This is a genomic window from Streptomyces sp. NPDC048192 (assembly GCF_043202415.1).
Classification (GTDB): domain Bacteria; phylum Actinomycetota; class Actinomycetes; order Streptomycetales; family Streptomycetaceae; genus Streptomyces.
In genome coordinates, this window is the sequence record NZ_JBIDAL010000016.1 from 47,155 (window position 1) to 60,683 (window position 13,529).

11 protein-coding genes are annotated in these 13,529 nt (G+C 73.1%); 6 read left to right on the plus strand and 5 right to left on the minus strand.

Annotated elements, in window-relative coordinates; genetic code table 11:
* Positions 1–102: 102 nt before the first annotated feature.
* A complete protein-coding gene (locus tag ACGFZN_RS30350; RefSeq protein WP_393861650.1) occupies positions 103–3,021 on the plus strand; it encodes a glycoside hydrolase family 48 protein in 2,919 nt (972 codons plus the stop codon).
* 81 nt (positions 3,022–3,102) lie between these two features.
* Here ACGFZN_RS30350 and ACGFZN_RS30355 read toward each other — a convergent pair whose 3' ends face one another.
* From ACGFZN_RS30355 to ACGFZN_RS30365, 3 genes are all read right to left on the minus strand, one after another.
* Complete coding sequence (locus ACGFZN_RS30355; protein WP_393861651.1) at positions 3,103–3,876, minus strand: class I SAM-dependent methyltransferase; 774 nt, start codon at positions 3,874–3,876, stop codon at positions 3,103–3,105.
* A gap of 5 nt (positions 3,877–3,881) precedes the next feature.
* Positions 3,882–4,190, minus strand: a complete 309-nt coding sequence (locus ACGFZN_RS30360) for a 4a-hydroxytetrahydrobiopterin dehydratase (RefSeq protein WP_330336908.1) — start codon at positions 4,188–4,190, stop codon at positions 3,882–3,884.
* Positions 4,191–4,264: 74 nt separating this feature from the next.
* Positions 4,265–5,392 (minus strand): ADP-ribosylglycohydrolase family protein, encoded by a 1,128-nt coding sequence (locus tag ACGFZN_RS30365; protein WP_393861652.1) that lies wholly within the window; start codon positions 5,390–5,392, stop codon positions 4,265–4,267.
* A 29-nt stretch (positions 5,393–5,421) separates the two neighbouring features.
* On the opposite strand from ACGFZN_RS30365, the gene ACGFZN_RS30370 reads away from it, so the two are divergent.
* From ACGFZN_RS30370 to ACGFZN_RS30390, 5 genes are all read left to right on the plus strand, one after another.
* Positions 5,422–6,249 (plus strand): helix-turn-helix domain-containing protein, encoded by an 828-nt coding sequence (locus ACGFZN_RS30370; RefSeq protein WP_393861653.1) that lies wholly within the window; start codon positions 5,422–5,424, stop codon positions 6,247–6,249.
* Positions 6,250–6,384: 135 nt separating this feature from the next.
* Entirely contained in the window at positions 6,385–7,248 is an 864-nt protein-coding gene (locus tag ACGFZN_RS30375) for a helix-turn-helix domain-containing protein (RefSeq protein ID WP_393861654.1), read from the plus strand.
* 41 nt (positions 7,249–7,289) lie between these two features.
* Complete coding sequence (locus ACGFZN_RS30380; RefSeq protein WP_393861655.1) at positions 7,290–8,099, plus strand: SAM-dependent methyltransferase; 810 nt, start codon at positions 7,290–7,292, stop codon at positions 8,097–8,099.
* A gap of 110 nt (positions 8,100–8,209) precedes the next feature.
* Entirely contained in the window at positions 8,210–9,922 is a 1,713-nt protein-coding gene (locus ACGFZN_RS30385; protein WP_393861656.1) for a right-handed parallel beta-helix repeat-containing protein, read from the plus strand.
* A complete protein-coding gene (locus tag ACGFZN_RS30390) occupies positions 9,919–10,326 on the plus strand; it encodes a hypothetical protein (protein WP_393861657.1) in 408 nt (135 codons plus the stop codon). Before ACGFZN_RS30385 ends, ACGFZN_RS30390 begins: the two co-directional genes overlap by 4 nt.
* A 285-nt stretch (positions 10,327–10,611) precedes the next feature.
* On the opposite strand, the gene ACGFZN_RS30395 is transcribed toward ACGFZN_RS30390, so the two are convergent.
* Together ACGFZN_RS30395 and ACGFZN_RS30400 are read right to left on the minus strand one after the other, a co-directional pair.
* Positions 10,612–11,037: an OsmC family protein gene (locus ACGFZN_RS30395; RefSeq protein WP_393861658.1), complete on the minus strand. Its 426-nt coding sequence runs from the start codon at positions 11,035–11,037 to the stop codon at positions 10,612–10,614.
* Positions 11,038–11,228: 191 nt separating this feature from the next.
* Positions 11,229–13,439 (minus strand): phage holin family protein, encoded by a 2,211-nt coding sequence (locus ACGFZN_RS30400; RefSeq protein ID WP_393861659.1) that lies wholly within the window; start codon positions 13,437–13,439, stop codon positions 11,229–11,231.
* Positions 13,440–13,529: the final 90 nt, after the last annotated feature.

Here is a 13,529-nt window from a genome sequence, read left to right on the forward strand (position 1 = left end):
ACAGGGTCGTCCCCACTATGGGAGCGCTCCCACTGGTTCAAGCCTTGACCTCTCCCGAGGACTCCCTCCCGAGCAGCACCCCCACCGAGGAGGAACCAGCCCATGGATCCCGGACGCAGACGCAGAGCCGTACGGCGGTGGTGGACCGCCGTCGCGGCCGCGCTGGCCCTGCCCCTGTCGATGCTCGCCACCGGTGCGACGACCGCGCACGCGGCGTCCGTCCAGTGCAGCGTCGACTACAAGACCAACGACTGGGGCAGCGGCTTCACCGCCGACCTGACCCTCACCAACCGCGGCACAGCCGCCATCGACGGCTGGACGCTGAGTTACGCCTACACCGGCAACCAGACGCTGTCCAACGGCTGGAACGGCAGCTGGTCCCAGTCGGGCAAGACGATCACCGTGAAGAACGCCTCGTACAACGGCACCATCGCCGCCGGGGCCGCCGTCTCCACCGGCGCGCAGTTCAGCTACAGCGGCACCAACACCGCACCCACCTCCTTCACCGTCAACGGCACGGTCTGCGCCGGCGCGCACCAGCCTCCGGTGACGGTGCTGACCAGCCCGAGCGCGGGCGCCGTCTACAGCCAGGGGGACGCGGTGCAGCTCGCGGCCACGGCCGCGGCCGCCGACAGCGCGACGATCAGCAAGGTGGAGTTCTACGACGACACCACGCTGCTGGGGACGGACACGAGCGCGCCGTACACGCTTTCCGTCTCTGATTTGACCGTGGGCAGTCATTCGCTGGTGGCGAAGGCGTACGACAGCCTGGGCGCCTCCGCGGAGTCCACGCCGGTGGGCATCACGGTCGCGTCCGGTCCGGCGGTGGTGGCGTCGCCCACCCAACTCGGCGTCCAGCAGGGCAAGTCGGGCACGTTCTCGGTGAAGCTGTCCAAGCAGCCGAGCGCGAACGTCACGGTGGGCGTGGCCCGCACGGACGGCAACTCCGGACTGTCCGTCACGGGCGGCTCCTCGCTCACCTTCACGCCGTCGAACTGGGACACCGCGCAGTCGGTGACCGTCACGGCGGACTCCTCCGGCACCGGCAGCGCGACCTTCACCGCCTCGGCCACCGGTTACACCAAGGCCGCGGTCACGGTCACGGAACTGGCCGCCTCGAAGGCGTACGACGCCCGCTTCCTGGACCTGTACGGGAAGATCACCAACCCGGCGAACGGCTACTTCTCCCCGCAGGGCATCCCGTACCACTCGGTGGAGACGCTGATCGTGGAGGCCCCGGACTACGGCCACGAGACGACCTCGGAGGCCTACAGCTACCTGCTGTGGCTGCAGGCGATGTACGGCAAGGTCACCGGCGACTGGTCGAAGTTCAACGGCGCGTGGGCCCTGATGGAGAAGTACATGATCCCCACCCACGCCGACCAGCCGACGAACTCCTTCTACAACGCCTCCAAGCCGGCGACCTACGCGCCCGAGGAGGACACCCCGGACCAGTACCCGGCGAAGCTGGACACCTCGGTGCCCGTGGGGACGGACCCGATCGCCGGTGAGCTGAAGAGCGCGTACGGCACGGACGACGTCTACGGCATGCACTGGATCGAGGACGTCGACAACGTCTACGGCTACGGCGACACGCCGGGCGGCACCTGCGAGGGCGGCCCGACGGCGAGCGTTCCGTCGTACCTGAACACCTTCCAGCGCGGCCCGCAGGAATCGGTGTGGGAGACCGTCCCGCAGCCGACCTGCGACGCCTTCAAGTACGGCGGCAGGAACGGTTACCTGGACCTGTTCACCGGCGACAGCTCCTACGCCAAGCAGTGGAAGTACACCGACGCCCCGGACGCGGACGCCCGCGCGGTGCAGGCGGCGTACTGGGCGGACGTGTGGGCCAAGCAGCAGGGCAAGGGCGGCGATGTCTCCGCGACCGTCGCCAAGGCCGCGAAGATGGGCGACTACCTGCGGTACGCGATGTACGACAAGTACTTCAAGAAGATCGGCAACTGCGTGGGTCCCTCGTCCTGCCCGGCCGGCACCGGCAAGGACGCCTCGCACTACCTGCTGTCCTGGTACTACGCCTGGGGCGGCGCCACCGACACCTCCGCGGGCTGGGCCTGGCGGATCGGCTCCAGCCATGTCCACGGCGGCTACCAGAACCCGCTGGCCGCGTACGCGCTGAGCAGCTACCCGGACCTGGAGCCCAAGTCGGCGACCGGCGCCTCGGACTGGGGCAAGTCGCTGCAGCGGCAGCTGGAGTTCTACCAGTGGCTGCAGTCGTCCGAGGGCGCGATCGCGGGCGGCGCGACCAACAGCTGGCAGGGCCGGTACGCCACCCCGCCGGCCGGCACGCCGACCTTCTACGGCATGTACTACGACGAGGCGCCGGTCTACCACGACCCGCCGTCCAACCAGTGGTTCGGCTTCCAGGCCTGGTCCATGGAACGGGTCGCCGAGTACTACCAGCAGACCGGCAACGCCACGGCCAAGGCGGTCCTGGACAAGTGGGTGAAGTGGGCGCTGTCCAAGACCACGATCAACCCGGACGGCACCTACCGGATCCCCTCCACCCTCCAGTGGTCGGGGCAGCCCGACACCTGGAACCCGTCGAGCCCCGGTTCCAACAGCGGACTCCATGTCACCGTCGCCGACTACACCAACGACGTCGGTGTGGCGGCCGCGTACGCCAAGACGCTGACGTACTACGGCGCCAAGTCCGGTGACGCGACGGCCAAGTCGACCGCGAAGGCGCTGCTGGACGGCATGTGGAACAACTACCAGGACAGCCTGGGCATCGCCGTCCCCGAGACCCGCAGCGACTACAGCCGGTTCGGTGACAGCGTGTACGTGCCGAGCGGCTGGAGCGGCACGATGCCGAACGGCGACAAGATCGACTCCTCGGCCACGTTCAGCTCGATCCGCTCCTTCTACAAGAACGACCCGGCGTGGTCGAAGATCGAGTCCTACCTCAAGGGCGGCGCCGCGCCCGTCTTCACGTACCACCGGTTCTGGGCCCAGGCGGACATCGCCCTGGCCATGGGTTCGTACGCGGAGCTTCTCGAATAGCCCAGCCCCGCAGGGCTCCGTGTACCGCGCCGGGCGGCCTCCCGCACAGGGGGGCCGCCCGGTCGTCGTGCACCGGCCCGCCTACGGCCGGTACGGCTCGTGTTCCGTGACCGGTCCGACCGGCTTGCGGAACGCGCGCAGCGCGAACACCGGGTCCGGGCGGGGGCGGTCCTGGTCGGGCAGACGGGACAGGCGCGCGGCGAACTCCTCGGTGCGCGGCTCGCCCGGCGGCAGCTGGGTGAACCAGCCGCGGCGCAGGTCGGCGATGGTGGTGCGGGGACTGCGGCCCTGGCCGACGCCCCGGAACGAGGCCTGCCCGGCGGCCCGGAGCCCGTGCCGGACGGCGTGCGCGGTGACGGCGGCGGTGTCGTCCCGGGCGGGCCGGCGCGGACGGGAGGCGAGGACGGCGTCGATGTCGCTGCCGACGTCGTGGGACGCGGCCTTGTCGACGGTGGTGACGTAGACGCCGCCGGGCCGCAGCACCCGGGCGCACTCGGCGACGACCGCGGCGACGTCCTCCGGGTCCAGAAGGTGCAGCAGCCAGACGCTGGTGACCGCGTGGAAGGTGCCGGTGGGGAACGGCAGACGGCGGCTGTCGGCCCGTACGACCGCGCCCGGCAGCCGCGCGCCCGCCCTGCGGACCATGGCGGCGGCGAGGTCGGCGCCCGTGACCCGCAGCGCGGGGCGGCCGGCGGCCAGGCGGCGGGTGACGATGCCAGTGCCGCAGGCGACGTCGAGGAGACGGCCCGGGGTGTCGGGTATCAGGTCCAGGACGGCCTGTGCGGCCGCCGCGGCGCGGGCCTCGCCGCCCCGGGACGCGTCGTAGGCGCCGGCTTCCTTGTCGTAGTCGAGCACGCCCCTCAGTGTGCGCCGTGACCTGGGGCGATGTCCTCCACCCTGCGGGCGAGCGCGAAATCCTTCTCGGTGAGGGCGCCCCCGGCGCTGTGCGTGTGCACGGTGAGGGAGACGGTGTTGTAGCCGAGGGCGAGGTCGGAGTGGTGGTCCAGCTCGTCCTGGACGGCGGCGATGTGCATGACCAGCGCGGCGGCGGCGACGTGCGAGCCGAGGCGGTAGGAGCGGGCGAGCCGGCCGGCGTCGTCGACCGACCAGCCGGGCAGCTCGGCGAGCCGGTCCTCGATCTCCTTCTGCGACAGCGGTTCGACGGCCATGGCCGCGCTCCTTCCCGGTCGTACGGCACGGACTCCCAGCGTGCCACAGCCCTGCCGGGACGGCTCCGGGCGACTCACGCCGGACCGAAGAGCCACCCGCGGACCCGCACCGCGCCGAGGTCGTCGGCGAGCACGGCGATCCTGGGCCGGCCCTCGACGCGCTGGACCCACTCGTGCGGCAGGGCGTGGTCGCCGTACTGCGCGCCGATGAGGTTTCCGCAGATGGCGCCGGTGGAGTCGCTGTCCCCGGAGTGGTTGACGGCCCGCAGCAGCTTGGTCTCGGGGCGGCCCGGGTACAGCGCGCAGAACACGGCGATGGCCAGGGCCTCCTCGGCCACCCAGCCCGCGCCGAGTTTCTCGACGCGCTCCGGCGGCGCCACCGAGACGTCCCCGGCCTCGGTGACGGCGCGCTCCAGGGCCGCGGTCGTCTCCTCGTGGCCCGGGTATCGGCAGAGCACGCGCATGGCGCGCAGGACCGCGCCCTCCATGGAGTCCCCGGCGACGAGGTTGGCGACGATCGCGGCCAGGGTGCCGGCCGCGTAGTAGCCGGTGGGGTGGCCGTGGGTGATCTGGGCGGCGCGGGCCGCCATCTGGAAGGCGACGTGGTCGTACTCGGCGATGAGGCCGAAGGGGGCCGAACGCATCACCGCGCCGCAGCCCTTGGAGTCCGGGTTGACCTCGCCCGGCCGGCCCTCGAGGGGCAGCCACCGACCGGGCGCGTGCCCCTGGGCGACGCCGGACAGGCAGGCGTTGCCGGGGGCGCGGCGGGCGTAGAGCCACGGCTCGGTGACCAGGCCGCCCTCGGGGCCGGGCGGCAGGGGCGCGGCTTCCGGGCCCGGCTGGGACTGGGTGTGCAGCCAGCGCTGGTAGGCCTGGAGCGTCATCTCGGGCCAGCGGTCGGAGATGTCACCCCATCTCCTGCGGTCGTGACGTTCGCCCTTCCTTTCGAAGGCGTGGGCCTCGACGAGGGCCTCGGCCGTGAAGAGCGTCATCTGCGTGTCGTCACTGATCAGGCCCGCCTCGCCGTTCGGGCCGGGGACCAGGTCGGTCACCCCGTGGGGGCCGTGGGCGGCGCGGATGCGGTCGATGCCGTCGAACTCGACGGGATACCCGAGCGCGTCGCCGATCGCCCCGCCCAGCAGGCAGCCGCGCACCCGTGCGCGGTACTGCGCCGCGCCGTCCCTGTCCCACGGCCCGTACATGCATGCACTCCTCGACTACGGTCGTCTTCATGACCATTGTCGCGACCGGCACAGCCGCCTCCTGCCCCGCCCCGTCCGACAAGGGCGTCGGCCCGCTGCTGCGCGCCTGGCGGGAGCGGCGCCGGGTCTCCCAACTGGAACTGGCGCTGCGCGCCGACTCCTCGGCCCGGCACATCAGTTTCATCGAGACCGGCCGGTCCCGGCCCAGCGAGGAGATGGTGCTGCGGCTCGCCGAGCATCTGGACGTCCCCGTGCGTGAGCGCAACTCGCTGCTGCTGGCGGCCGGTTACGCCCCGCGCTATCCGGAGACTCCGCTGGACGACCCGGCGCTGGACGCGTTGCGCGACGGCATGGAACGCCTCATCCAGGGCTACGAGCCCTATCCGGCGCTGGTGGTCGACGCCGGCTACACGGTCGTCGCCGCGAACCGGGGCATCGCGATGCTGCTGGACGGCGTGCCGGAGACCCTGCTGTCGCCGCCCAACGCGATGCGGCTGACCCTGCATCCGCGGGGCCTCGCGCCGCGCATCCGCAATCTGCGCGAGTGGCGGGGGCATCTGCTGGCGCAGATGGAGCGGCAGATCGCGTTGCAGCGCTCGGACCGGCTGCGCGCCCTGTACGAGGAGGTGGCCGCCTACCCGGTGCCCGAGGACGCCCCGGGCGGCGAACCGGCCGAGCCCGTGCCGTACTTCGCGCTGCCGCTGCGCATCGAGCACGACGGCCGCGTGCTGTCGTTCGTGTCGTCGATCTCCACCTTCAACACCCCGATGGACGTCACGGTCGCCGAACTCGCCATCGAGACGTTCCTGCCCGCCGACCCCGCCACCGCCAAGTACCTTCAGACACTGGCCGGTTGACGACTCCGTCCGGGCGTGCGCCGGCCACCGCCCGGGCCTCGGCCCGCCGACTGGCCGGATCGTTTCGGACCGGTGTGCGAAACAGGATCGCATGGCAGACTGCCGGGGTGATCCGGCGCGTGGGGAGGGCGTGGCGTGAGTGAGCGGCGGGCTGCGCCCACGGTGGGCCAGGTGGTGCTCGGGAAACGGCTGCAGGAACTGCGTGAGGCGGCCAACCTCAGCAGGGAGGAGGCCGCCCAGGTGCTCAGGGTGGCGTCGGCGACCGTACGGCGGATGGAGATGGCCGAGGTCGCGCTGAAGATCCCCTACGTGCAGGTGCTGCTGGACACCTACGGGGTGCCCGAGGAGGATGCCGCCGCGTTCGTGCGGCTGGCCGAGGAGGCCAACCAGCCGGGCTGGTGGCAGCGGTTCCACGACGTGCTCCCCGACTGGTTCAGCCTCTATGTGAGCCTGGAGGGCGCCGCCCGGATCATCCGCTCCTACGAGCCGCACTTCGTCCCCGGTCTGCTGCAGACGGAGGACTACGCGCGCGCGGTCCTGGAGGCGGGGACCGTCGGGCAGGCCTCGCCGGAGTCGGTGGAGCGGCATGTGTCGCTGCGCATGGAGCGGCAGCGGCTGCTGGACCGGGACGACCCGCCCCACCTGTGGGTGATCATGGACGAGACGGTGCTCAGGCGCCCGGTGAGCATGCGCTCCGGCGTGATGCGCGCACAGGTGGACCGGCTGCTGGAGTACGCCGGGCGGGACCGGGTCACGCTGCAGATCGCGGAGTTCGCGGCCGGGCCGCATCCGGGGACGTACGCGCCCTTCACGCTCTTCCGGTTCGCCGAGCCGGAGCTGCCGGACATGGTGTTCACCGAGTATCTGACCGGCGCCCTGTATCTGGACTCGCGCCGTGAGGTGGCCGCGCATCTGGAGGTGCTGGACCACATGACGGCCCGCGCCGCCTCGACCCAGCGCACGCTCACCCTGCTGCGGGAGTTCCGGAAGACCTTGTGACAGCACGGCCTTGTGACAGCGACCTCAGGGGGAACAGCCGTATGACCGCTCGCGATGCCACGCCCGCGCCGATCGACACCAGCCGTCCGCACCCCGCCCGGGTGTACGACTGGTGGCTGGGCGGCAAGGACAACTACCCGGTGGACGAGGAACTGGCGCGCCGGATCCTCGCCGTGGACGACACCGTGGTGCGCGGGGCGCGCGCCAACCGGCGGTTCATGCACCGGGCCGTGCGCACGGCGGCCGAGGCCGGGGTACGGCAGTTCCTGGACATCGGCACCGGTATCCCGACCGAGCCCAACCTGCACCAGGTCGCGCAGGGCGTCGCCGCGGAGTCCAGGGTGGTGTACGCCGACAACGACCCGATCGTGCTGCGGCACGCCGAGGCGCTGCTGCGCGGCACCGACGAGGGCAGCACGGACTACGTGCACGCCGACGTCCGCGACCCCGGCACCATCCTGCGGCTCGCCGGTGAGACCCTCGACTTCGCCCGGCCCGTCGCGCTGTCCCTGGTGGCGCTGACCCACTACCTGGGTGAACAGGAGGACGACGTGTACGGGCTGGTCCAGCGGTACGTCGACGCGCTCGCCCCCGGCAGCTACCTGATCCTGTCCCAGGTCACGCAGGACCTGAGCCCCGAGGGTGTGGCCCGGGCAGCCGAGCTGTTCCGCCGCAGCGGCACGCCCTTCCACCCCCGTACGCTCCCGGAGTTCTCCCGCTTCTTCACCGGCCTCGACCTGCTGGGCCCCGGCGTCATCCCGGTGTACGGCTGGCGCCCGGAGCCCGTGGACGTGGCGGCCCAGGCGGAGGGGATCGTGCCGGTCTACGCGGGCGTGGCGGTCAAGCGCTGAGCCCCGTACGTCGTCCGCCCGCGCGTCCCGGCGGGGCCGCCGGGGCTCCGGTAGCATCGGTCGGCGCGAACGGACGGTGCCACCGGTGAGCACGGCGGGGGAATGCGGACATGGTGAGGCGGTACGTGGTCGCGCCGGGCGGGCGGTGGGGCGCCCATCCCGACATCGGGTCCGCGCTGCGCGCCGCCGGGAAGCGACCCGGCGCGGCGCGGGTGGAGATCGAGCCGGGCAGCTATCCGGAGTGCCTGATCGTCCGCGGCGAGGTCGAGTTGGTCGCGCGCGGCGCCCCCGGTTCCGTGGTGCTGAATCCGCCCCGGGGCACGGTGCTGGACGCCGCCGGGGCGGTGACGGTGCGCGGACTGCGGCTGATCGGACGGGACGCCGACGTCGTCGACGCGCACGCCGGCGCCCTGGTGCTGGACCAGGTGGAGGTGCGGGCCCACGGCGGGGTGTGCCTGCACGCCCGGCGCGACTCCACCGCCGTCCTGACGGACAGTCACTTCGTCCACGGCCGGGTGCTGTTCGCGGGCGGCACGGGCACGGTGGAGCGGTGCCGGCACACGGACGCCGCCGACAACGCGCTCGCGGTGACCGAGGGCGGCCGGGTCACGGTCCGCGACAGCCGCATCGAGGGGAGCCGGATCCACGGGGTCCGGGTCTGCGACGCCTGGGCCGAGCTGACGAGGAGCGAGCTGACCGGCACCGGCCGGGCGGCCGTGTGCGCGGACACCCGCGCCGAACTCACCGTCGCCGACTGCGTGATCAGCGCCGTGCACGCCGAGGGGGTGCTGTTCATCGAGCAGTCCCGGGGGCTGGTGCGGGGCTGCCGGGTGAGCGACGCCGAGCACGGGGTCGCGGTGACGACCGGCAGCGATCCGGTGGTCCGCGACTGTGTGTTCACCGGCTGCCGGGACACCGGCATCAACGTGCCGGACGGGGGGCGTGGCACGTTCGAGGACTGCGAGGTCCTCGACGCCGGCGCGGTGTCGGTGTTCGCGACCCGGGGCGGCGCCCCGACGGTCACCGGCTGCCGGATCGCCGGCGGCAACGTCGGGATCGCGCTCGTCGAGCAGGCGCGGGGCCGCTTCTCGCGGATCACCGTCCGGGACCTGACCAATGTCGCCCTGCGGGTGCGGGAAGGGGCCAAGGGCGTCTTCGAGGACGTACGCGTCGAACGCTGCGCGGCGGCCCTGGAGACGCTGGGCGACACCGCCACCACGGCCGAGCTGACCGGCGGGCGGTTCGACGACTGCCACATGGGGTCGGTGGCCTGCGGCGGCCAGTCGCGGGCCACGGTGCGCCAGGTGACCGCGCGGCGCGGCATCGTGGGCTTCTCCGCCGTCGAGGAGGCCACGTTGCACCTGCACGACTGCCAGGTCGCCCAGATGGGCATGGGGCTGCTCGCCATCGGCAGATCGACGCTGTCCGCGCGGAACCTCGTCGTCACCGGACCCGGGGGACCCGGCCTCGGCGCCATGGACTCCGCGTACCTGGACATCACCGGGACCCGGTTCAGCGACTGCGGGAAGGTGGCCGTGTCGGTGCAGGGCATGAGCGCCGGCCGGCTGGTGGACTGCGGCGTGACCGGAGCGCCGGGCGGCGTGGCCGTCCAGCACAACGGCCGGGTCGCCCTGATCTCACTCGACTCCGCACTGCGCGTCGAGGAGCAGGCCCCCGAGCCGGCCCCCGCTCCGACGACCGTCGTCAACCACTACAACTACAACGCCCCGGTCTTCAACGGCGCCATTCAGCACTCCCAGATCGCCTTCGGCAACAGCCATGTCATCCAGCGGCAGACCACACAGGACGGAGCCGGCACATGACGGAGCCCCAGCGGCAGGACGCCTCCGGAGGGCCGGTGTTCAACGGCCCGATCACGGGCAGCCAGTTGGCCTGGAACAACGAGACGGTCACCCAGAACCAGCGCCACGACATCGCCGCCGTGCCCGGTTTCGAGGAACTCGCGCGGTACGTGGACGCCCTGCGGCAAGAGCTGCCGCGGGCGGGCCTCGCCGAGCAGGACCGGGCGGACGCCGATGCCGCGGCCGAGGAGGTGCTCGCCGAGGTCACCGGCCCCGACGCCCCCGAGCCCGGTCGGCTGCGCCGGGCCCTGAACGGCCTCAAGGGCGCCCTGGCCCCGATCGCCACGGGCGCCGTGGCGGGGGCGGAGGCGGGCGCACAGGACTGGGCGCACGAGGCGATCAGAAACCTCACCGCCCTCATGTGAGCCCCGAGGACAAGACTCCCCGGCCGCCGCTCGGGGCGCGCTTACTGGGGCGGTGTTTCTGGGCACCGGCGGGTGCAGCGAGCGGCCCGAGGCGGGGAGGCCGCGGGCCGCTGTGCAAAGAGTGTCCCGGGGCGGTGCCTTCTTCACCGGCCGATGCAACGAGTGCCCGAGGACGAGAGTGCCCGAGGCGGGAGTCCCCGGGCCGCCGGTCAAAGGGTTGCTCCATCCCTGGAGCAGTGATGCCGCGCCCCGGTGTGGGGCGCGGCATCCCGGGGCGTGCGGGGGTCAGGCCAGCTCGGCCGTCAGCGTGATGGCCGTGCCGGACAGGGCCTGGCTGACCGGGCAGTTCTTCTTGGCGTCCTCGGCGGCGGCGGCGAAGCCGTCCGCGTCCAGGCCCGGCACCTCGCCGCGCACGGTGAGGTGGATGCCGGTGATGCCCTCGCCCGGCTGGAACGTGACGTCGGCCTTGGTCTCCAGGCGAGTGGGCGGCGTGCCGGCGCCGGCCAGGGCGTGCGAGAGGGCCATGGAGAAGCAGCTGGAGTGGGCGCCGGCGATCAGCTCCTCGGGGCTGGTCTTGCCGTTCGCGTCCTGGGAGCGCGAGGCCCACGTGACCGGCTGCTGCGCGATGCCGGAGGAGTCGAACGTGACGACGCCGTTGCCCTCGAGCAGGTTGCCTTCCCAGACGGTGTGCGCGGTGCGCGTGGTGGCCACGGTGGTTCCTTTCTCGTGGGATCCCGTGACGTGAGGTCCGTAACGGGGTTTTCCGTGCCCCCTATCCGATCACATCCGGGCTCGTCGTACTTCGAAGACGGGCCCACGCGGGGTGAACGGGAGGTGACGCCGGCACCGGTGCGGCAGGTCGCCGGGTCGTGGGCGTCCGGCCGGGCGGGCGCGGCCGGTTCTCACGCGGCCCGCTCGTCCTCCGTGCCGCGGGGGCCGGTGTCGGCGGGGGCGGGGCAGGCGGAGACTGGGGCGGCTGCCCCAGTGCCGTCGGTCTCCGTGCCGCCGTCCTCCGTGTCGTCGGTCAGCGGCACCTGGGGGCCGTTCAGTTCGTCCAGCCAGCGGCGCAGTACCCGGTGCACCTGCTCGGCGCCGGTGAGTTCCTCCTCGCCGGCAGCCGGTGCGGACAGCTCCAGCGGCGAGAGCAGGAACGGCCGCGACTGGGCGCCGCCGAGACCGCCGTGCGAGCCGATCTGCTCCTCGAAGGCGAGGACCTCGCCGTCGGCGGGGTCGAAGGCGGAGTTCACCATGATGTCGGCGGTGTGCGGGAAGGAGTGGGTGCGGCGAACGGCGGCGGCGGCGCCGGGCCCGAAGCGGGCCAGCGGTCCGGGCCGGTCGTCGAGTTCGGCGAGCGGGATCTCGGTGCCGTGGGGGCCCAGCACCACCCCGTCGTGCTCCTCGCTCGCCACCAGCACGAAGCCGATACCGGGGTGGTTGGCGAGGGTGGTGAGCAGGGCGGGGTGACGGGCGTCGATCTCCTCCTTGGTCATGCGGTGCGGCACATCGGGGAAGGAGACCAGGCCCAGGTTGCCGGAGGCCAGCACGATCGGCTCGGAGCCGCGGGCGGGGCGCTGCTGCTCGCCCTTCTCCTCCACGGGCCGGCGCAGCGCGGCCCGGACGGCGGCCCGTGCCTCGGCGCCGCTGCGGGTGCGTTCGGCGCGGCGCGGGACATGCAGGCCGCAGCCGGCCCGCACCAGGTCGGCGAGGGTGAGGCCGTAGCGGGAGCGGAAGGTCTCGCCGGGGCTCTGCCCGTGGTCGGACAGGACGACGATGCGGTACGGCCGGGGGGCGTGTTCGGCGACCCGCTCCAGGAGGGCGAGGCAGCGGTCGAGGCGCTGCAGCACCTTCCCGGCGTCCCGGCTGTAGGGGCCCGAGTGGTGGGCGACCTCGTCGTAGGCGACGAGGTCCGCGTAGACGGCGGTGCGGCCGGCGAGCATGTCGCCCATCACCGCCGCGACGACGACGTCCCGTTCGACGACGGTGGCGAAGGCGCGGACCAGCGGATAGAGGCCGCCGCGGCTCACCCGGGGGCGCTGTCCGCGGATCCGGGCGCGCACGGACTGGCCGATCTCGCGGGCCACCTCGGCGACGAACGACAGCGCGGTCCGTACGGCGTTGGCGGGGTCGGAGAAGTAGGCGAAGTAGCCTGCGCGGGACCGGTTCTCCCGGCCCCGCCTGCGGGTGGCGATGGACAGCACGAGGGCCTGTTCGCCGGCGCCGCCGCTGAAGAGGTTGCCGCGGCTGGCGCCGTCCACGGTGAGCAGCCCGCCGCCGCCCGTGCGCAGCACGGCGCGGCGCTGCAACTCGGCCGCGCTCGTCGGCCGGTTGCACACCATCACCTCCCCGCGGTCCTTCTCGTACCAGCGGAACGCCGGCACGTCGAAGGTGCTGCCGTGCAGGATGCCGAGCTGGCTGGCACCGGTCTGGCTCGACCAGTCGGTGCGCCACGGGGTGAGGCGGTGGGTCGGCGGCGGGCTGTCGCCGGCCGGCCGTATGCCGTCGACGGCGGACCGTATGCCGTCGTCGGCCGGCAGCCAGCGGGCGACCGTCGGCATCAGCCCCTTGCCGACCGCGTCCCGGAGCACGTCGTGGCCGACGCCGTCGAGTTGGACGAGGACCAGGCCGGGCGTGGTGGGGCAGGGCGGGTCGGATCTGCGGCGGCGGGCGGCGAGGCGGTGCAGCCGGCGCCGGTAGGCCTCGTCGTCGCGTACGGCCAGGGCGGCGCCGGTGGCCGACGCCACGGCGGACATCACCGCGGCCACGATGACGGCGGTCTCCGGGGCGGCCTGGCCGTGGCCGGAGGGACTGATGCGCAGGGCGAGCAGCAGCAGGGAGCCGTTGAGGAAGAAGACCAGCAGGCCGAGCACGAGGGCGGGGACCAGCAGCAGGAGCCTGACCAGCAGCGGCCACACCACGGCCGACAGCACGCCGAACGCGCCCGCGCCGCACGCGGCGGTGACGGCGATCCGGGTGGCGCTGTCGCCGTCGGCGGACTGGAGCCGGAAGTCGGGCAGGACGGCGGCCAGTGCCAGCATGGTGAGGGTGGACACCGCCCATACGGCGACGATCCGCCCCAGCTGACCGGCGACCCTGCGCCACCGCACCCCTCGCACGCCTCGTCCACCTCACGTCCCGGCCGTCCCCGCCCCTGCGGCGAACGGGCCCTCTCGGGCTTCGCGGCCCACCGGGCCGGGTCCACCTTG

What these genes read in the sequence shown, in the direction of transcription:
- ACGFZN_RS30350 (WP_393861650.1), top strand. Translation starts at nt 103, where the DNA reads ATGGATCCCGGACGCAGACGCAGAGCCGTACGGCGGTGGTGGACCGCC.
- ACGFZN_RS30360 (WP_330336908.1), bottom strand. Translation starts at nt 4,190, where the DNA reads ATGGCCGTCGAACCGCTGTCGCAGAAGGAGATCGAGGACCGGCTCGCC.
- ACGFZN_RS30385 (WP_393861656.1), top strand. Translation starts at nt 8,210, where the DNA reads ATGGTGAGGCGGTACGTGGTCGCGCCGGGCGGGCGGTGGGGCGCCCAT.
- ACGFZN_RS30370 (WP_393861653.1), top strand. Translation starts at nt 5,422, where the DNA reads ATGACCATTGTCGCGACCGGCACAGCCGCCTCCTGCCCCGCCCCGTCC.
- ACGFZN_RS30365 (WP_393861652.1), bottom strand. Translation starts at nt 5,392, where the DNA reads ATGTACGGGCCGTGGGACAGGGACGGCGCGGCGCAGTACCGCGCACGG.
- ACGFZN_RS30380 (WP_393861655.1), top strand. Translation starts at nt 7,290, where the DNA reads ATGACCGCTCGCGATGCCACGCCCGCGCCGATCGACACCAGCCGTCCG.
- ACGFZN_RS30390 (WP_393861657.1), top strand. Translation starts at nt 9,919, where the DNA reads ATGACGGAGCCCCAGCGGCAGGACGCCTCCGGAGGGCCGGTGTTCAAC.